The 18,525-nt window shown below is 72.6% G+C and carries 17 protein-coding genes; 10 read left to right on the forward strand and 7 right to left on the reverse strand.

Going from position 1 to position 18,525, the window contains the following annotated elements; translation table 11 throughout:
* Positions 1-49 precede the first annotated feature (49 nt).
* Positions 50-892: a helix-turn-helix transcriptional regulator gene (locus AB0J97_RS23225; protein ID WP_364091821.1), complete on the forward strand. Its 843-nt coding sequence runs from the start codon at positions 50-52 to the stop codon at positions 890-892.
* Between the two features lie 160 nt (positions 893-1,052).
* The gene (locus tag AB0J97_RS23230; RefSeq protein ID WP_364091823.1) at positions 1,053-2,726 is read left to right on the forward strand and encodes a hypothetical protein; all 1,674 of its coding nucleotides are present in this window, start codon (positions 1,053-1,055) and stop codon (positions 2,724-2,726) included.
* Positions 2,727-2,889: 163 nt separating this feature from the next.
* Here the strand turns inward: AB0J97_RS23230 and AB0J97_RS23235 are convergent, their stop codons facing one another.
* From AB0J97_RS23235 to AB0J97_RS23250, 4 genes are all read right to left on the reverse strand, one after another.
* Positions 2,890-3,246 carry a PRC-barrel domain containing protein gene (locus tag AB0J97_RS23235; protein ID WP_364091825.1) on the reverse strand — a complete coding sequence of 119 codons (357 nt, stop codon included), beginning with the start codon at positions 3,244-3,246 and terminating at the stop codon, positions 2,890-2,892.
* 74 nt (positions 3,247-3,320) lie between these two features.
* Positions 3,321-3,761, reverse strand: a complete 441-nt coding sequence (locus tag AB0J97_RS23240) for an SRPBCC family protein (protein ID WP_364091827.1) — start codon at positions 3,759-3,761, stop codon at positions 3,321-3,323.
* Positions 3,762-3,868: 107 nt separating this feature from the next.
* The gene (locus tag AB0J97_RS23245) at positions 3,869-4,747 is read right to left on the reverse strand and encodes an AraC family transcriptional regulator (RefSeq protein ID WP_364091829.1); all 879 of its coding nucleotides are present in this window, start codon (positions 4,745-4,747) and stop codon (positions 3,869-3,871) included.
* Positions 4,748-4,765: 18 nt separating this feature from the next.
* On the reverse strand, positions 4,766-5,110 hold the full coding sequence (locus tag AB0J97_RS23250) for a VOC family protein (protein WP_364091831.1): 345 nt from the start codon (positions 5,108-5,110) through the stop codon (positions 4,766-4,768).
* Between the two features lie 155 nt (positions 5,111-5,265).
* Here AB0J97_RS23250 and AB0J97_RS23255 point away from each other — a divergent pair, with 155 nt between their 5' ends.
* Positions 5,266-6,528, forward strand: coding sequence for a serine hydrolase domain-containing protein (locus AB0J97_RS23255; RefSeq protein ID WP_364091833.1), 1,263 nt, complete (start codon positions 5,266-5,268; stop codon positions 6,526-6,528).
* On the opposite strand, the gene AB0J97_RS23260 is transcribed toward AB0J97_RS23255, so the two are convergent.
* The gene (locus AB0J97_RS23260; protein ID WP_364091835.1) at positions 6,521-9,838 is read right to left on the reverse strand and encodes a BTAD domain-containing putative transcriptional regulator; all 3,318 of its coding nucleotides are present in this window, start codon (positions 9,836-9,838) and stop codon (positions 6,521-6,523) included. The genes AB0J97_RS23255 and AB0J97_RS23260 overlap by 8 nt on opposite strands.
* Before the next feature lie 104 nt (positions 9,839-9,942).
* Here AB0J97_RS23260 and AB0J97_RS23265 point away from each other — a divergent pair, with 104 nt between their 5' ends.
* Positions 9,943-10,380, forward strand: a complete 438-nt coding sequence (locus tag AB0J97_RS23265) for a cupin domain-containing protein (protein WP_364091837.1) — start codon at positions 9,943-9,945, stop codon at positions 10,378-10,380.
* On the opposite strand, the gene AB0J97_RS23270 is transcribed toward AB0J97_RS23265, so the two are convergent.
* Positions 10,353-11,333, reverse strand: a complete 981-nt coding sequence (locus AB0J97_RS23270; RefSeq protein WP_364091839.1) for a helix-turn-helix domain-containing protein — start codon at positions 11,331-11,333, stop codon at positions 10,353-10,355. The two genes, AB0J97_RS23265 and AB0J97_RS23270, sit on opposite strands and share 28 nt — an antisense overlap.
* A 71-nt stretch (positions 11,334-11,404) precedes the next feature.
* Between AB0J97_RS23270 and AB0J97_RS23275 the strand changes: the two genes are divergently transcribed.
* Positions 11,405-12,475: a saccharopine dehydrogenase NADP-binding domain-containing protein gene (locus AB0J97_RS23275; RefSeq protein WP_364091841.1), complete on the forward strand. Its 1,071-nt coding sequence runs from the start codon at positions 11,405-11,407 to the stop codon at positions 12,473-12,475.
* A gap of 7 nt (positions 12,476-12,482) precedes the next feature.
* Here AB0J97_RS23275 and AB0J97_RS23280 read toward each other — a convergent pair whose 3' ends face one another.
* On the reverse strand, positions 12,483-13,148 hold the full coding sequence (locus tag AB0J97_RS23280) for an SDR family NAD(P)-dependent oxidoreductase (protein ID WP_364091843.1): 666 nt from the start codon (positions 13,146-13,148) through the stop codon (positions 12,483-12,485).
* A gap of 180 nt (positions 13,149-13,328) precedes the next feature.
* Here AB0J97_RS23280 and AB0J97_RS23285 point away from each other — a divergent pair, with 180 nt between their 5' ends.
* The 5 genes from AB0J97_RS23285 (at position 13,329) to AB0J97_RS23305 (ending at position 18,521) form a co-directional block, all read left to right on the forward strand.
* Positions 13,329-14,645, forward strand: a complete 1,317-nt coding sequence (locus AB0J97_RS23285; protein ID WP_357699487.1) for a sugar ABC transporter substrate-binding protein — start codon at positions 13,329-13,331, stop codon at positions 14,643-14,645.
* Positions 14,642-15,493 carry a sugar ABC transporter permease gene (locus AB0J97_RS23290; protein WP_357699489.1) on the forward strand — a complete coding sequence of 284 codons (852 nt, stop codon included), beginning with the start codon at positions 14,642-14,644 and terminating at the stop codon, positions 15,491-15,493. The genes AB0J97_RS23285 and AB0J97_RS23290 overlap by 4 nt, the downstream gene beginning before the upstream one ends.
* Complete coding sequence (locus AB0J97_RS23295) at positions 15,490-16,299, forward strand: carbohydrate ABC transporter permease (protein WP_357699491.1); 810 nt, start codon at positions 15,490-15,492, stop codon at positions 16,297-16,299. Before AB0J97_RS23290 ends, AB0J97_RS23295 begins: the two co-directional genes overlap by 4 nt.
* An 87-nt stretch (positions 16,300-16,386) precedes the next feature.
* Positions 16,387-17,781 carry a cytochrome b N-terminal domain-containing protein gene (locus tag AB0J97_RS23300; RefSeq protein ID WP_364091847.1) on the forward strand — a complete coding sequence of 465 codons (1,395 nt, stop codon included), beginning with the start codon at positions 16,387-16,389 and terminating at the stop codon, positions 17,779-17,781.
* A gap of 71 nt (positions 17,782-17,852) precedes the next feature.
* Complete coding sequence (locus AB0J97_RS23305; protein WP_364091968.1) at positions 17,853-18,521, forward strand: HEAT repeat domain-containing protein; 669 nt, start codon at positions 17,853-17,855, stop codon at positions 18,519-18,521.
* Positions 18,522-18,525: the final 4 nt, after the last annotated feature.

Raw genomic sequence — 18,525 nt, forward strand, 5'->3', positions numbered from 1 at the left:
CCCAGCAGGTGTACCCACGGACCCGACCGGTCGGCCTAGGCTCGACGGTGTGGAGAGTCTCGGAACGTTTCTGAAGAGCCGTCGTGACCGGGTCACGCCCGCCGCGATCGGGCTGCGTACCTTCGGGACGGCCCGCCGGGTTCCCGGGTTGCGGCGTGAGGAGCTGGCGCAGCTCGCCGGGGTGAGCGCCGGGTACTACACGCGTCTGGAGCAGGGGCTCGCGGAGACCGCCTCCGAGCAGGTGCTCGACGCCCTCGCGCGGGTGTTGCGGCTCGACCGGATCGAGACCGTCCACCTGCACAACCTCGCCCGGCAGCCCTCCCGCGCCCGGCTGTCCCGGCCGCCCCGCGAGGAGCCTCATCCGCGGGTGCTCGCGCTTCTGGAGTCGCTGAAGGAGACGACGCCGGCGGTCGTGCTCGGCCGGCGTGGGGACGTCCTGGCGTGGAACCGTACGGGTCACGCGCTGATGGGCGAGCACCTGCCGTTCGAGGCGCCTTGGGATCCGGAGAACCGCCCGTCCATGCCGAGGATGTTCTTCCTGGACCCGCTCTTCCGCGACCTGCACCGCAACTGGGACGAACTCGCCCGCATCCACGTCGCCTACCTCAGGCTCACCGCGGGCCGCTTCCCTACGGACGCCCGCCTGGCCGAGCTGATCGGGGAGCTCACGATGCGCAGCGACGAGTTCGCGACGTTGTGGGCGGTGGGCGAGGTCGCCGACTGCACGGTGGGCACGATGCGCCTGCGGCATCCCACGGTCGGCGCCGTCAGCGTGGACTACCAGGTCTGGCTCCAGCCCGACAGCCCGGACCACCGGGTCGAGATCTACACCCCGTCCGACCCACCCTCCGCCGACGCCCTCCACATCCTGACCCACCAGACCACCCCGTGACCCCGGCCCCGTTCGCCGGGCTTACGGAGAGACACGGCCGCGTTCGCCGACGGTCCGCGGCGCGGATGGCACTCTCGTCCGTAGGTTGATCTTGACCTGATGCGCTGTCTTCTGGCTTGATCAGGAGGCTGAGATCGTTCTCGCCGAGCGGAGATCCCCTGTGCGTCCGTTACCCCTGGCACCTTCCTGTTCCACCGCGTCACGTCTCGCCCTCCGATCAGCGGGGCTCGCCTCGGCACTGGCCACGGCGGCCGCGCTCCTCGTCGCGGCAAGCCCGGCCGCCACGGCCGCCGACACCACGACCGGCCTGGGTGTGGACTACGTCCACAAGTCCGGGGACCTGGCCGTCGGCAGCGGCAAGGTCTTTGTCACGAACGGCGAGAAGCTCGTCGCCGCCGGCACCGACGGTGAGCTCCTGGGCGAGGTCGGCGGGCTGACCGACGCCTCGGGGCTGGCGACGGCACAGGACGGAGCCCACCTGTACGTGGCTCTGACCGAGTCCGGGAAGGTCGCCGAGATCGACACCGCCACCCTGCAGATCACCCGGAGCATCGACCTCGCGGCATACCCGTGCCCGACCCACCTGGCGCGCTCCGGTGACCAGCTGTGGGTGGGCTACGGCTGCGAGAGCGGCGACGGCGGCGTCGTCGGACTCGATCTGAGTGCGGCGACACCGCAGCCGACCGCGGTCACCTCCGACTTCTCCGGTGCTCCGCTGGTCGCGGCCGGCGGCGGCACGCTGGTGGTGGGCGAGACTCACACGAGCACGTCCAGCCTGTTCGTCTACGACGTGAGCAGTACCCCTGCCTTGCGCGGCGAGATCGACGGTTTCACGCACGACATCGAGGGCCTGGCGGATGTCGCCGTCACCGCGGATGGAGCGGACGTGCTCGCGGTCTCCTCGCCCTCGCGCCGGACCTACCGGTGGGACGCCGACAGCCTGGAGAAGACCCGCACCTACGCGGGTGCGACGGCCTCGGAGGGCTTCCCCACGTCCGTCGCGACCAGTCCTGACGGGGCCCACGTGGCGGTCGGCGGCGCCGACGGCTCCGACGTCGTGCTGTACGACGCGGCGACGGGGGAGACGGTCCACGGCCTCGACGGCACGATCGCCGACAGGACGAACGAGGTCGCGTTCTCGGGCACGGACGCCTTCGCCGTGGTGACCGCGTCCTCCGGCGAGCTGTACCTGTGGCGGATGGAGGACATCACCTTCCCGGCCTCCAAGCTGACACTGACGTCCGCCTCCGACGCGGTGGTGAACCAGCCGCTCACACTCGCCGGCACGCTCGAAGTGCCCAGCGGCGCGTCGCCCGGCGCGCAACCGCTCACGGTGACCCACCGCCTGCCCGGCGGGACCACCGAGACGCTCGACAGCGTGACGACCGCCCCGGACGGCTCCTTCACTCTCACCGACACCCCGGCGGCGGGCGGAGCGCACACGTACACCGTGCTCTGGAACGGCGACGACGACGCCCGCTGGAGCACGACGTCGGTGACGCTGACAGTCAAGAACATCTCGTCGCTGACGGCGACCGGGCCTGAGGAGTGGCTCGTCGGCGTCCCGGTGACGATCAGCGGAGTGCTGCTGCCCAAGCCTCCGGCCTCCGGGTGGGGGTACCCGCTCACGGTCAAGCGGACCCTGACCAACGCGAACGGCACGGTGACCATCGCCCTTCCGGGCGTGGGCGCCCGAAAGGACGGGACGTACAGCTTCACCCACACGCCGACCGAGGCGGGGCTTTACACGTACACCGTCGAGTGGGCGGGCAACGCCGGGTACACGTCGGCGAAGGCCGACCACGAGGTGCAGGTGAAGGAGTGGGAGGAGTAACCGCGGCCGCCCCGCCCACGTCGCGGGCGGGGGATTGCCGACCATGGGTGCTGCGGCCCTTCGGGGGCCCGCCGGGTGCGGAGGTTGTGGGGCCTTGGCAGCCTCCGCGGTGCGTGTCGCGTCCGGCGGGCGGCCCCGAACGGGTCACCCGGGTCGCCGGGGGTCAGATAGTGCCGTTGAAGCGGTTGTAGTACGCGCCCACCTCGTCGCGGTGGGCGTCGTCGTTGTATGTGGCGTCCTCGTCGAACTTCGGCGAGTCCTTGATCTCCTGCTTGGTCCGCGCGAGGTGGACCTTGCGTTCCTGCGGGTCGATCCGCGTGACGGTGCCGGCCGGCAGCACGACCTTCTTGCCGAAGATCCACGGGCCGGTGTCGACCACCAGGTAGCTGTCGCCGACGGTGTGGCTCGTCTCGTCCACCGACCCGATCGAGCCGTCGGTGGCCTCGACGTCGAAGCCGACCACGTCCAGAGTCTTGTCGCCGTAGACGTCGGAACCGTAGCTCCACATGTCCTGAGACAAGGCGTTTCCTCCTGATGATCTAGAGTACGTTGCCCACCCACTCTTCCCGGATCAGCCTCGGCAAACATGGAATCTCAGCTCGTCGTGCGGGCGGCGTACGTGGCGAGGCCGTCGGCCATGCCCCGCAGGAAGCGGGTCAGGTACCAGCGCCAGAAACCCCCCGACAGCGGCAGCTTCGGCTCGAAGACGGCGGACCAGGTGATGTCGGTGCCGCCGACGCCGGCGGTCGGGGCGAGCTCGATCGTCCCGCGGTAGGAGCGGAACGGGCCGCCCAGGTTGTCGTAGACGAACCGCCGGTCGGGGACGAGCTCGACGATCCGCTCCCGGGAGACGTTGCGCCCGGTGCGGAAGACCCGGGTGTCCCCGGCCCGCTGCCGTGCCGCCGGATCGCCGCCCTCGACGTCGGCGGAGTCGATCGGCGACCATGACGGCCAGGTGGCGGCGTGGGTGAGCGCCGCGAAGACGGCGTCGGGCGCGGCCTGCGAGCGCGCGGTCACGGCGAAGGAGTACGGCATGAGCCCCAACGTAGGGACCGGCCGCGTCCGGGGGCCATGCGCGCGATTGCCGACGATCGATCGGTTCTTGCGGTCCGGGGGCAGGCGCGCGGCACGCCGGCGGGCGATCAGTGCTTGCGGTACGCCGACGGCCGTACGCCGGTCTGCCGCAGGAAGGCCGCCGACAGCGCGCCCGGACTGGCGAACCCGCACCGCCCGGCGATCTGCTCGACGCTGAGGGACGTGGACGACAGCAGCCGCCGCGCCTCCTCGATGCGCAGCCGGGTCAGGTACCGGTGGGGCGTCAGGCCGGTCCCCTCCCGAAAGACCCGGACGAAGTGGTACACGCTGAGATGCACCTCGGCCGCGATGACGGCCAGCGTCAACGGCTCGGCCAGCCGCTCGGTCATGATGGCGACGCCCGCCCGGACGGCCGCGTGCTCGGGGCCGGGCAGGCGTTCGGCCCGGCCCTGGGTCAGCAGGTGCGTCACGAGGAAGGCGGCGGCGGACTCCGCGTACAGGTCGCCCGCTCCGGCGCGGCCCGGCAGCGCGCGCAGCAGCTGCTCGACGACCGGGTCACCGGCCGCCAGCGCGGCGGCCGACGCCTCGAAGTCGGGTTCGCGACCGCCCAGCGCGTCGGCGGCCCGCCGGACGGCCCCCGCCGGGACGTGCACCTGGACGGTGCTCAGCCCGGCCCCCGCCCGGTAGCCGATCGACCCGGCGCGGCCGGGGACCATGAGCTCCAGCCGCCCCGGGACCCAGCGCCGCCGGACCGGCCGGCCGCCGGACCGTATCCGCAGGTCGGCGCTCCCCGCCACGCAGAGCACGAGATGCAGGTCGGACACGGCGGGCAAGGGGAGGTGGTCGGCCTCGGGCGCGTGCCGGAACGTCTGCACCAGCAGTGACCGCCAGCCGGCGTCGTCCCAGCTGTTGTACGTGTGCCGCACGTACGCCGAGGTGTCGAGGCCGGCGTAGGGCGCCAGATCGAAGTCGGCGGAGTCGAACACGTCCCGAGCCTAACGGGATCATCGTGGCGGGGCCTCGGCGAGCGAGAGGCTGTTGCCGTCCGGGTCGAGGACGTCCACGTGGCGCACGCCGTTGCCGTACGTCTCCACGGGCCCGTGCTCGATGCCGTGCTCGGCCAGCCGGGCCAGGATGTCGTCGAGGCCGGACACGCCGAACGTGATCATGGTGCCGCCCACGCGCGCGGCCCGCATGTGCCGGTCGTCGACGACCACCCACGCGTTCTCGCCGACCTGCCACAGGTGCTCCTCGCCGACGATCTCGTCCGCCGGACGGCCGAAGAACGCCTCGTACCACTTCTGCGCCGCCACCCGGTCGCGTACGCACACCACGCTGTACAGATCCACACGGACCACTCCTTGCTGTCGTTCCGTGAGAAAGACCTCGCCCGCGGCCGGAACTCATCGGCGGGCGGCGGCTGACAGCGGGATGTGTGCGGTTTGTGAGCGAGGGGCCGGAGGGTGGAGGCGTTCGCGTCACCCAGCTCAGGAGGAACCGGTTCATGTACCCATGTGATGTCCCGTCCCGTCGTGCGGCGCGGCCACGGTGGCTGCGCGCGTTCACGGCCGCGGTGCCGGTCGGGAGCCTGGCCGTCGCCGCGCTCTTCCCGGCCGCCGCGACGGCCAGGCCGGCCGGGGACGACCCGCGGGCCCTGCTGTCGCGCCTGGCGCGGGACGTGGTGGCGGCCGGGGCGCCCGGCGTGATCGTACGGGTCGACGACGGCCGCGGCCGGCCCGTCGAGATCGCCGAGCAGGCCGCCTGGACCGCACGCGACCACGTGCTCAAGGCGGGGGACGAGTTCCGCATGGGGTCCAACACCAAGACCATGGTCGCCGTGCTCGTGCTGCGACTCGTCGGCGAGGGCCGGCTCGCCCTGACCGACCCGGTGGACAAGTGGCTGCCCGGCAAGGTGCCCGGCGGCGGGACGATCACGCTGCGCATGCTGCTCAACCACACCAGCGGCCTGTACGACTACACCGACGACCCGGCGCTCCGGGCCTCGATGCTCGGCAGGGACCGGCGGCGGTGGACCCCGGAGAAACTGCTGGCCGTGGGGGTGCGACACGCTCCGCTGTTCGCGCCCGGCGCGAAGTGGTCCTACAGCAACACCGGCTACGCCGCGCTCGGCGCCGTCCTGGAGAAGGTCACCGGGACGAGCCTGGCCGACCTGCTCAGAGACCGGATCGCCCGGCCGCTCGGCCTCGATCACACCTATTACGCCACCGGCCCCGCCTGGCGCGGCCCCCACGCCCGCGGTTACGAGCCGGACGCCGCCCACCTGCCGTCCGCGGTGCCCGCCGCGTTCCGGCGGCTCGCCGGGCCGCGCCACGACGGCCACGTGGACGTCTCCGGCCACGACCCCGGGTGGGGCGGCCCGGCGGGGGCGGTGGTGTCCACCACGCGCGACTGGTCCCGCTTCCACGCCGCGCTCATGTCCGGCGAACTGCTGCCCGCCGCCCAGCTCGCCCAGCTCCGCACCACCGTGCCGATGGACCCGCGCGAACCGGACGGTCCCGGCTACGGGCTGGGCATCCAGACCGGCGCCCATCCGTGCGGCACGTTCTGGGGCCACGACGGCGGCATGCCCGGCTACCTGACCACCAACCTCACCGACCGAACCGGCAAGCGCACGGCGACCGTCCTCATCAGCGCGGAGTACTGGGCCGAGTTCGGGGGCGACCCGAAGCTGGCCAAGGCCGCCCAGGCGCTCCAGATGGCCGTGACCTGCACGATGTTCGGCAAGCCCGTACCCGGCGCTAGCTGAGCGGCGCGGCGAAGACCGCCGTCACCAGCCCCTCGGCTCCGGCCCGCGACGACGCCGCACCGTCCGCGTGCGCGGCGGCGAACCCGTCGGCGCCCAGCGCGGCTTCTGCCTGCCGGGCGAGCCGTCGCGCGTCGGCGGCGCCGGTGCCGGTCCAGCCGCCCAGCACGGTGGCGGCCCCGAGCAGCCGTCCCGCCCGTTCCGGGCGATCGCGGCACAGCTCGATCGCGGCGGCCACGACCGCGGTCGCGGCCGCGACCGGCGTGTGCCAGGTCAGCGTCAGGCGCACCGCCGGATGGTCGAGCCGGCGGGCCGCGCGGTCGGGCAATCCCTCCGCGAGGTCCGCCTGAGCCAGTACGCCCAGCAGCAGCGCGGTCAGAGGTGGCGTGGTGGAACGGCCGGGCGGGGCGGCGGCCAGCCCGGCCAGGGCGTGTTCGCGGGCCGTGGCCGGTCGTCCGGCGGCCAGCTCCAGCCGGGCCAGGCCCAGGCGCACCTGGGTGTGCGACTCCGCCGACCCGCTCCGCCCGGCCTGGTCCAGGAGGCCGGTCAGGCGCCGCCGGCCGCCGTCCACGTCGCCGGACTCGGCCCGGTGCAGCGCGGCGGCCACCTCGTTCTCCATGGTGTGCTCGGGCATGCCGAGTTCGCGGAAGTACCGGGTGGCGCGTTCGGCCAGGGCGGGGGCGGTGGCGGGTTCGCCGGACCGGATCAGTGCCGAGCCGAGGGCGCTCAGCGTCATCGCCAGGCCCCACCGCTCGCCGAGTTCCTCGAAGCCGTCCAGCGCGCGGGCCAGCGCGTCCCTCGCCTCGTCGAGGTGGCCGGTGTTCATGGCCAGCACGCCCCCGACCAGCAGCGCCAGCGACCGGCTCCACCGATCCGTTCCGTCTTCCGGTACGACGTGGTCGCCTTTGGCGGCTATGCCGAGCGCCAGACGGGCCATCTCGACGATGGGATGGGCCCCGGGGGCGACCTGGGCCAGGGCCGTCCTGATCCGGTCGAAGGCGGCGTCCGCCTCCTCCGGGACGGCGGCCTCGGTGGTGGCCATCGCGTGGGCGGCGGCGACCAGCGCGCGGGCCTGCCGATCGGCCGGTCCGGCGACCTGGAGCACCCGGCCGAGCAGATCGAGCGACTCCGGCGGGAAGTCCCGCAGGAGCCAGAACCAGCTCAGAGCGACGCCGAACCGGACGGCCCGCTCGGCGTCGCCGGATTCGGCCGTCCAGCGGATGGCGGCCGCCAGGTCGTCCCGTTCGGCGGACAGGCGGGCGAGCGGGCGAAGCTGGTCCGACGTGCGCAGGGACGGGTCGGCGGTCTCGGCCAGCCGCAGGAAGAACCTGGCGTGCCGGTCTCGCGCGGCGGCGACCTCGGCGCGCCGGGCCAGCCGGTCGAGGCCGTACTCGCGGATGGTCTCCAGCAGGCGGTAACGCGGCTCGGCCGGGTCGGTGGAGTCGGCCGGGTGCAGCAGCGACTTGTCGACCAACGCCGCCAACAGCTCCGGCACGTCCCCCGCACCGCTGACCGCCCCAGCGTCGCCGGGGGCCTTCGCGTCGCCGATCGTGCCGGCGGTGCCGATCGCCTCCGCCGTGTCCTCGGTGAAGCTGCCGCGGACGACCGACAGGCGTTCCAGCAGGGCCCGTTCGCCGGGGTCGAGCAGGTCCCAGCTCCAGGCGACGGCGGCGGCCAGGGTGCGGTGGCGCGGCAGCGCCGTACGGCTGCCGCCGGTGAGCAGCCGGAACCGGTCGTCCAGCCGGGCCGCGACCGCCTCGACCGGCAGGGCGCGCAGCCGGGCGGCGGCCAGCTCGATCGCCAGCGGCAGGCCGTCGAGGCGGCGGCAGATCTCGACGGTCGCCGCCAGCGGGCCGCCGTCCAGGGCGAAGCCGGGCCGTACGGCGGCGGCGCGGTCGTGGAAGAGCCGGACGGCCGCGCTGGACCGGGCCTGGTCCGGCGTCGCGCCCGGTTCGGGCAGGTCGAGCGGGAGCACCTGGTGCAAGGTCTCGCCGCCGATGCGCAGGGGTTCGCGGCTGGTGACCAGCACCCGCAGCCGGGGGCAGCGGCCGAGCAGGGGCTCGCACAGCGTGGCGACGGCCTCGACCACGTGCTCGCAGTTGTCCAGCACCAGGACCAGGTCGTCGTCCGCGAGGATCTCGGCCAGGTGGTCCAGCGGCGCCCCGCGCGGGGGCGCGCCCTCCTCGCGCGCCCGGAGCAGGTCGAGCAGCACGCGGGGGACGTCATCCGGGCCGATCGCGGCCAGCGGGACGAACCACACCCCACCGGACGGCGTGAGCCGCCGGCCGACCGTGTTGGCCAGCCGGGTCTTGCCCGCGCCTCCAGGGCCGACCAGCGTGACCAGCCGGGCGCGGCCGAGCAGGCCGATCACGCGGCGCACATCCTGGTCACGGCCCACGAAGCTGGTGAGCGGAACATCGAGGTTCCCACGCGACGGCCGAGCAAGCGACACCCCCGACGCCCCGGAGAGCCCCGACGTCCCGGAGGGCCCGGACGCCGCGGATGCCCCGAACGGCCCCGGCGGCCGGTGGGGGCCGGGGAGGTCGCCGCGTAGGACGGCCAGGTGGGCCGCCTGGAGATGCGGTCCGGGGTCGCCGCCGAAGTCGTCGGCGAGCAGGCCGCGGATGCGCTGGTAGGCGGCCAGCGCCTCGGCGCCCCGGCCGTTGAGGGCGAGGGCCCGGATGAGCTGGGCGTGCAGGCGCTCGCGCAACGGGTGCGCGGCGGCCAGCGACTCCAGCTCGGCGACCAGGTCGAGGTCGGCGCCCAGCGTCAGGTCGGCCTCGACGCGGTCCTCCAGGGCGGCCAGCCGGGCACGTTCGAGCCGTTCGGCCTCGGCGGCGGCGAACGGCGCCGCCCGCACGTCGGCCAGCGCCGGACCGCGCCAAAGGCTCAGGGCCTCCCGCAGGGTGGCGGCCGCCTCGGCGGGCCGGGACCGCGCGGACGAACGCCGCCCCGCCCGAGCCAGCCGCTCGAACCGCACGGCGTCGACGGCGTCCGGCTCGACGGCCAGCCGGTACCCGGCCGGACCTGAGGTGACCAGCCCCGGGTGCCCCAGGACGCGCCGGAGCCGGGACACCAGCGACTGCAGCGCGTGCGAGGGGGCCTCCGGCGGCGCCTCGTCCCACAGCGCCTCGGCCAGGGTCTCCGGCCGGACGGCACGCCCGGCGTCAAGAGCCAGCCTGGCCAGCAGCACCCGCAGCCGCGCGCCGCCGACCGGCGCCGGGCCGTCGGCGGTGACCAGCGTGAGGGGACCGAGGACGCCCACGCGCACCGGCCCGTCGTCGCCGCCGCCCGGCCCGGTCGCATCCGCCATGACCAGGAGTCTGGCACGCGCCGGAGGATCGCTTGACGAAGCGGACCACAGTCCGATAGCTTGCGGACACATTCGGACCACGGTCCACTTAATGGGAGATCGACATGCTCAAAAAAGTGATCACCGCCGGCGCGCTGGCCCTCATGGTGCTCGGCGCCCCCAGCTCGTACGCCGACTCGGCCCCCGGCAAGGTCGTCCACCACTCCCACAAGGAGACGGGCACGCCCTGCGAAGGGCTCAAGGGCTGCACGTACGTCCAGCTGAAGGGCGACCCGAAGACCGGCCCTTCGGAGGCCATGTTCACCCTCAAGGCCGGCACCCCCTTCGACCCGCACTGGCACACCAGCCCCGAGCACGTCGTCGGCGTCTCGGGCGTCATGCTCTGGAACGTGAAGGGCCACGAGACCTACCGGATCGGCGCGGGCGACTACCTGTACTACCCGTCGAAGGCGGAGCACTGGGGCAAGTGCGCCCCGGGCGCCGACTGCGTCTACTACGTGTACGACTCCAAGCCCTACGACTTCCACCCCGCCGACCGCTGACCCGGCGTCGTCCGGCGGGCGCGGAAGGTGCGGCGGTAGGCGTCCGGAGGCACGCCGACCGTGCGGTTGAAGTGCCGGCGCAGCGTGGCCGCGGTGCCCATGCCGGTGGCCTCGGCGATGGCGTCCACGCTGTCGTCGGTGGTCTCCAGGAGCTCCTGGGCGCGGCGGATCCGCTGGGTCAGCAGCCACTGCAGCGGGGTGGTGCCGGTCATCGACCTGAAGTGGCGGCCGAGGTGACGCGAGCTCATGTTCGCCCGGCGGGCCAGGTCCTCCACCGTCAGGGGCCGGTCCAGGTGCCGGCCCGTCCAGGCGAGCAGGTCACTGAGGGGGTGGCCGTGCGGCTCGGGTACGGGCGTGGCGACGAACTGGGCCTGGCCGCCGGGCCGGTGCGGCGCCACGACCAGGCGGCGCGCGATCGTGTTGGCGACCGCCGAGCCGTGGTCGCGGCGGACCAGGTGCAGGCACAGGTCCAGGGCGGCGGCCTTGCCCGCGGCGGTGAGCACGCTGCCCTCGTCCACGTAGAGCACGTCCGGATCGACCTCGATCAGGGGGTGGCGGGCGGCCAGCGTGTCGGTGTGGGCCCAGTGGGTGGTGGCCCGCCGCCCGTCCAGCAGGCCGGCCGCGGCCAGGACGAAGGCGCCCGTGCAGAGCGAGGCGACCCGCGCGCCCGCCCCGTGCGCCGCGCGTACGGCCGCGACGAGGTCGGCCGGCGGCTCGACGTCCACCTCGGCCCAGCCGGGGACGATCACGGTGTCGGCCCGTACGAGCAGGTCGAGCCCGGCGTCGGGTTCGAGCAGGAACCGCCCGTCGGCCCGCACGGGGCCCGCCCCGCAGATCACCGGCTCGTACCACCGATCGACGGGGACGGGCGGGGGCGAGCTGAACAGCTCGTAGGCCAGGGCCAGCTCGAAATGCAGGATCCCGTCGGCGACGGCTATCGCGACCGTACTCACGTCCGGAATTGTACGCATCATGTCGTTCCGGACGCTCGTGCGGAACCGCCGGGGATCGCCAGGATGTCCACATGACTGATGCGGACATGAACCAGATCACGGTGGCGGTCTACGGCGCGTACGGGCACACGGGCCGCTTCGTGGTGGCGGAGTTGCTGCGGCGCGGGCTGGTCCCCGTCCTGGCGGGCCGGAACGGGGACGCGCTCAGGACGCTGGCGGAGTCGACCCCGGGAGCGGAGGTCAGGCAGGCGTCGGCGGACGATCCCGCGTCGCTGGACCGCGCGCTGGACGGCGTGGCAGCGGTGATCAACTGCGCCGGCCCCTTCGCCGTCACGGCCGCCCCCGTGATCGAGGCGGCCCTGCGCGCCGGCATCCCGTACGTGGACGTCGCCGCCGAGATCGAGGCCAACGTCGACACCTTCGAGCTGTTCGCCGAACGCGCCGGGGCTTCGGGAGCGGTGATCGTCCCCGCGATGGCCTTCTACGGCGGCCTGGGCGACCTGCTGGTCACGGCGGCGATGGGCGACTGGACCGGCGCGGACCAGGTGCACGTGGCCTACGGCCTGGACAGCTGGCACCCCACGACCGGCACCCGCGTCGCGGGCCGGGTCTCCCGGGAGCGGCGCGGCGGGCGGCGCGTCCGCCACGCCGGCGGACGGCTGGAGTACCGCGACGACCGGGCGCCGGCCGAGAAGTGGTCCTTCCCCGAGCCGACCGGGACGCGCGACGTCGTCGCGGAGTTCTCGATGGCCGACATCGTGACCGTCCCGAGCCACCTGGACGTTCCCGAGGTGCGCACGTACATGACCGTCGAGGCGGCCGCGGACGTGGCGAGCCCCGACACCCCGGCCCCGGTCGCGGCCGACGAGTCCGGATGGTCGGCGCAGCCGTTCGTGGTGGACGTGGTCGTGCGCTCGGGAGCCGAGGAACGGCGGGCGGTGGCTCGAGGCCAGGACATCTACGCCGTCACCGCGCCGCTCGCGGTGGAGGCCGTCCAGCGCGTCCTCACCGGCCGGACCAGGGCCGCCGGGGTCGCCTCGGCGGGGAAGATCTTCGACGCGGCCGACTTCCTGCGGGCGCTGTCACCCCACATCGTGGTCGAGCTGGACGTCCCGCCCCACGAGCGGGCCCAGACCGGCTGAGCGGGCTTCAGCCCGGCACCACCGACAGCTCGCACGCGTAGGAGTCGGGCGGCGCGTTCAGCGCCCAGACGACCATCGCGGCCAGCGACCCCGGCCGGATGCACACTTCGGGGTCGTACGGGCGCCCGAAGGCGGCCCTGACCTCGCCCAGCAGGTCGGTCGCCGTCGCCGCCGGAAAGACCGTCGTGACCCGGACCCCGTGCACGGCCTCCTCCTCCCGCAGCGAGTCGGCCAGTTCGCGCAGCGCCGCCTTGCTGGCCACGAACGCCGACCAGCGCGGGACGCCGGTCAGCCCGGGGGAGGCGTTCACGAAGATCACGTGACCCTTGGAGCGCCGCAGCGCGGGCAGCGTGAGCCGGACGAGCTCGGCGGCGGAGGCCACGTTCACCGCCATGGTGCGCCGCCAGGTGTCGGGGCCGGACTCGGCGACCGCCTCGACGGGGGAGATCCCCGCGCAGTGGATTACCGCGCGGATCTCCGTCAGTTCCTCCGCCAGCGCCTCGACCGCGGGGGCCAGCGACGCGGGGTCGGCCAGGTCGGCCTCGATCCCGCGGACCTCCAGCCGCCCGACGTCGCGCCCGACGGCGATCACCCGGTGCCCGGCCTCGCCGAGGGCGGCGACCAGGGCCTGCCCGATGCCTCCGGTGGCCCCGGTCAGCAGCACGTTCCCCATGCCGGCCGATCATCGCGAACCTCGGGTGCGGAAGGCAACCGGATTCCCGCCATCGCGGACGCCGGGCCGCATCCATCGGGAACGGTTCGATTTCACCTCTGGTGCATCAAGCGTATTCAGCGTACGTTACTCAGCACTCAGTATTCAGAGTGTGACATGTTACAGATGCAAGAGGTCACCGTGAAGATCCACACAATCGCGGCCGGGCTGCTGGCCACCGGTCTTCTCGCCGCCGGATGCGCCACCGGCGGCACCGGCACGGCCAAGAAGCCGGCCCCCACGATTGCCGCCTCCACCTCCGCCGAGTTGTCCGGCGAGGTCAAGGTGTGGTCGTTCGACGTCGGAGCGACCGCGCTCAAGCGCCTGGCGCCCGAGTTCACCAAGCTGCACCCGAAGGTGAAGGTCGACGTGATCGACGTCGGCTACGACAACATCTACGAGAAGGTCACGGTCGGCATGCAGTCGGGCACGGGCCTGCCCGACGTCGTGCACCTGGAGGACGAGCGGGTCGCCGGCTACGCCAAGAACTTCCCCAACGGGCTGGCCGACCTCGGCCCGGTCGCCGGCAAGCTCAAGGCCGACTTCGACCCGGCCAAGTGGCAGACGGCCTCCGGCGAGGGCGGCAAGCTGTTCGCGCTGCCGTGGGACTCCGCGCCCGTCGGCCTGTTCTACCGGCGTGACTACTTCGAGCAGGCCGGGATCAAGGCCGACGACATCCAGACCTGGGACGACCTGATCAAGGCCGGCGAGACGCTGAAGGCCAAGACCGGCAAGAAGCTCATGGTCTCCGACCTGGGCAACAGCGAGCCGTTGTTCACCACCTTGTTGCAGCAGCAGAAGCAGGGCAGGTTCGTGGACGGCAAGGTCGCGGTCAACACGCCCGCCGCCGTCAAGGCGCTGACGGTGATCAAGACGTTGAACGAGAAGGGCCTGCTCCAGAACGAGCAGGGCTGGGACGGCCGGGTCACCGCCACCAAGGAGGGCAAGGCGGCCGTCGCGCCCACCGCCGTCTGGTGGACCGGCACGCTGGTGTCGGAGATGCCGGAGCTCAAGGGCAAGTTCGGCGTGATCCCGCTGCCCGCGTTCGAGCCGGGCGGGGTGCGCACCTCGGCCAACGGCGGTTCCATGCTGGCGGTCACGGGCCAGACGAAGAACCAGCAGGCGGCATGGGCGTTCGTCGAGTTCGTCACGGCGAACAAGGACAGCCAGCTGTCGATGATGAAGCAGGAGTCGCTCTTCCCGGCCTACCTGCCCGCGCTGGCCGACCCGTACTTCTCCGAGCCGGTCGAGTACTTCGACGGGCAGCCGGTCAACAAGATCTTCGCCGACCAGGTGCGGAACATCCCGGCCGTGGAGTCCAGCGACGACGACGCCGAGGCCAGCGAGCTGCTGAAGAAGCTGCTGCAGCGTGCGGTGGTGGGCGGCAAGGACCCCAAGGCCGTGCTCGACGAGGCGGCCGAGCAGATCGCGTCCGCCACGAAGCGGGAGATCGCATGATCCTTCGGCGCCGTCTGGTCCCCTGGATCTTCGCGGGACCCGCCGCCGCGCTGCTGGCGCTCTTCTTCGCCTACCCGCTCGGGGCCAGCCTGCTGCAGAGCCTCCAGCGCACCGAGGACGGCCTGACGGAATGGGCGGGCCTGGAGAACTACCAGCGCCTCCTGCACGACGACAGGTTCCTGCAGTCCCTGGTCAACGTCGGGCTGATCCTGGTCGTCCAGGTGCCGATCATGATCGGGCTGGCCCTGGCGCTGGCGTATGTGCTCAACCAGTCGTGGCTGCGCTTCCGTGCCACGCTGCGGATCGCGTACTTCCTGCCCGCCGTGACGACGCTGGTGGCCTATGCGGTGGTCTTCCGGGTGCTGCTGCGCACCGACGGAGGCATGGTCAACCAGTTGCTCGGCGCCGAGATCGCCTGGCTGGACGACCCGGCCTGGGCCCGGGTGGCACTGATCGCGTCCATCACCTGGCGGTGGACGGGCTACAACATGATCATCCTGCTGGCGGGGCTCCAGGCCATCGGCAAGGAGCAGTACGAGGCCGCCTCGATCGACGGGGCCGGGCCGTTCCGGTCCTTCGTCAGCGTGATCGTGCCGCAGCTCAAGCCGGTGATCCTGTTCTGCTCGATCACCTCCACGATCGGCACGCTCCAACTGTTCGACGAGAACAAGCTGCTCACCGACGGCGGCCCCGACGACGCGACCACGTCGCCGATCCTGCTGCTCTACCAGGTCGGCTTCAAGCAGTTCGACTTCGGATACGCGGCGGCGATGGCGTGGGTGGTGGTGCTGCTCATCGGGGTGCTCTCCTACGCCCAGTTCAGGTGGTTCGGGAAGGAGAAGTCATGAAACGCCTGCTGCTCTGGCTGTTCATGGCGGCCGGCGCGGTGATCAGCATCGCGCCGTTCTACTGGATGTTCGTCGCCTCCACGCACGACACGAGGGAGCTGTTCCGCAGCCCGCCCCCGTTCCTGCCCGGCGACGCCCTGCTGGACAACCTGAGGTCGCTGGAGGAGACCATCGGCTTCTCCCGCGTGGTGCTCAACAGCCTCGGCACGGCCGTCGTCTACACCGCGCTGTCCGTCCTGGTCAGCGCAATGGGCGGGTACGGCCTGGCCAAGTACCGCTTCCGCGGGCGCGGCCTGCTGCTCGCGGTGATCCTGGCGACGATGATGATCCCGTTCCAGGTGCTGCTGGTGCCGCTGTTCCAGATGATGGCCAGCATCGGCTGGGTCGACTCCTACGAGTCGATCGTCGTCCCGTTCCTGGCGAACTCGTTCGGCATCTTCCTCATGCGCCAGGCCTTCCTCGACTTCCCCGACCAGCTCATCGAGAGCGGCCGCCTGGACGGGGCGGGAGACCTGCGCATCTTCTACGGGATCGTGCTGCCCGTGGTCCGGCCCCAGCTCGGCGCGCTGGTCATCTTCACCTTCATGAGCCAGTGGAACTCCTTCATCTGGCCCCTGCTCATGCTCACCAGCGAGGAGAAGTACGTCCTGCCGGTCGCGCTCAGCCACCTCACCGGGCTGACCCGCGTCGACTACTCGGGCCTGATGCTGGGCGCGCTGCTGGCCACGCTGCCGCTCATGCTCATCTTCTTCGTCTTCCAGAAGCAGTTCGTCTCCGGGCTGCTCGGCGGAGCGGTGAAGGGATGAGGTCTATGACGTAACTCACCCCTCCCCGGCGTCACGTCTCGCCCGCGTATCCCGTCTTGAAGGCGAGACGAAAACGAGGAGGGTCCGATGCGCTCACCGGTACGGAAACGTCTGTCGTCGGGGCTCGGTCATTGGTCGTTCATGTTCGCCGAGGTGGCGATCTGGTCTTTCGCCGTCCTGGTGGTGACCGGGCTGTTCCTCATGGTGTTCTTCGACCCGGACATGTCCCCGGTGCTCTACCAGGGCGTCTACACGCCGCTCAGCGGCGTCCCGGTCAGCAGGGCGTTCGACTCGGCCATGCGGCTGAGCCTGGAGGTGCGCGGCGGGCTCTTCGTCCGGCAGGTGCACCACTGGTCGGCGCTGGTGTTCGTGGCGGCGGTCGCGCTGCAGCTGCTGCGGATGTTCGTGACCGGCGCCTTCCGCCGGCCGCGCGTGCGGCAGTGGCTGATCTGGGTGACGCTGCTGGCGCTGGGGATGGCCGCGGGGGAGACCGGCAACATCCTGCCCGACGACATGCTCTCCGGCGGCAGCGTGTGGCTGATCCGGTCGGTCCTGCTGGCCGTCCCCTTCGTGGGGTCGTACGCCACGCGACTGCTCTTCGGCGCCGACTTCCCCGGCAACGCCATCATCCCCACCCTGTACTGGGCGCACGTGCTGGTGATCCCGCTGGTCATGGTCGCATTGCTGGCCGCCCGCGAATGGCTGGTGCGGCGGCACGGGCACTCGCGGTTCGCCGCGCCCGCGCCGGCCCGCGCGGGCGTCCGCCCGCTGATGGCGGGCGCGACCATCGGGGTGCTCGTCATCCTCGGCCTGACCTTCCAGATCGCCCCCATATGGCTGTACGGCCCCGCCGGCCCCGGCCAGATCTCGGCCGGATCGGTGCCCGACTGGTACATGGGCTTCCTCGACGGCGCCCTGCGGATCATGCCGGGCTGGGAGCTGACGATCGGGGGGTACACGCTCAGCCTCGCCGTCCTGGTGCCCACGCTGGTGGTGCCCGGGGTGTTCTTCACCGTCCTGGCCGGCTACCCGCTGGGCGAGCAGGTCGTCCTGCGGCGTCTCCACCGGCGGGACGCGCTCGGCCGGCCCAAGAGCACGAGCCGCCTGGCCGCCGAACGGACCGGCCCGGCCGTGCTGGACCGGCCGCGCGAGGCGCCCGTGAAGACCGCCGTCGCCGCCGCCGGGGTCGCCTTCTACGGGCTGCTGTGGGCCGCCGCGGCCAACGACCAGCTCGCCCACCAGTTCCAGCTCTCGGTGGAGGCCGTGACCGTCTTCTTCAGGTACGCCGTCATCGTCGGCCCGGTCGTCGCCTTCTGGCTGACCCACCGGCTCTGCCTGGGCCTGGGCCTCCAGGACCGGCACGTCCTGGAGCACGGACCGGAGAGCGGCGTGATCGTCCGGAGCGCGGGGGGCGGGTTCCACGAACGCCCGATGCGCGTGGAGCCCGAGCGGCAGCCGGCCGTCACCGCGCCGCGCGACTGACCGGACAGGTGAGCCCGCTTGACCTTGACACTGTGACAAGGTCTTCACTGGTCGCCGAGGAGGTGGTCGCGATGACCAGGCAGGAACAGGATGCGGACGTGTCCCGCGCCTTCGAGGGGCTGGCCGACGAGGACCCGTCGGTACGGCTGCGGGCCGCCCTGGGGGTCGGCACGACGCCCGACCCGCGCTACGTCGGCAAGCTCGTCGAGCGCTGCGCCGTCGAGCCGGAGTTCCACGTGCGCGACATGCTCACCTGGGCGCTCACCCGCCATCCGGCGGCGCTGACGGTCCCGAGGCTGCTCGGCGAACTGCGGTCGGAGCGCGCGCAGGCACGGAGTCAGGCGTTGCACACGCTGTCCAAGATCGGCGACCGGGGTGCGTGGCCGTCGATCACCCGGGAGCTGCTGACCGACGCCGACGACGAGGTGGCGCGCAGCGCCTGGCGGACCGCGGTCGTGCTCGTCCCCGAGGAGGAGAAGCCGGCGCTGGCCGCAGTATTGTCGACACAGCTCGGGCGCGGCCGGCGTGAGACGCAGCTGAGCCTGAGCCGGGCGCTGGTCGCGCTCGGTGAGGTGATCGAGCCGGCGTTGCGCGCCGCGATGACCGCCCCCGACCCCGGCGTGCGCACGCACGCCGGAGCCACGGAACGGCTGCTGCGTGACCCGGAGGCCGGATTCGAGTTCGCGATCGAGGAGGCGAAGCGCGTCGTGGCACTCGGCGCCGGCGGCCAGGAGGGATGATGGG

It is taken from the genome of Nonomuraea sp. NPDC049607 (assembly GCF_040675375.1).
GTDB lineage: Bacteria > Actinomycetota > Actinomycetes > Streptosporangiales > Streptosporangiaceae > Nonomuraea.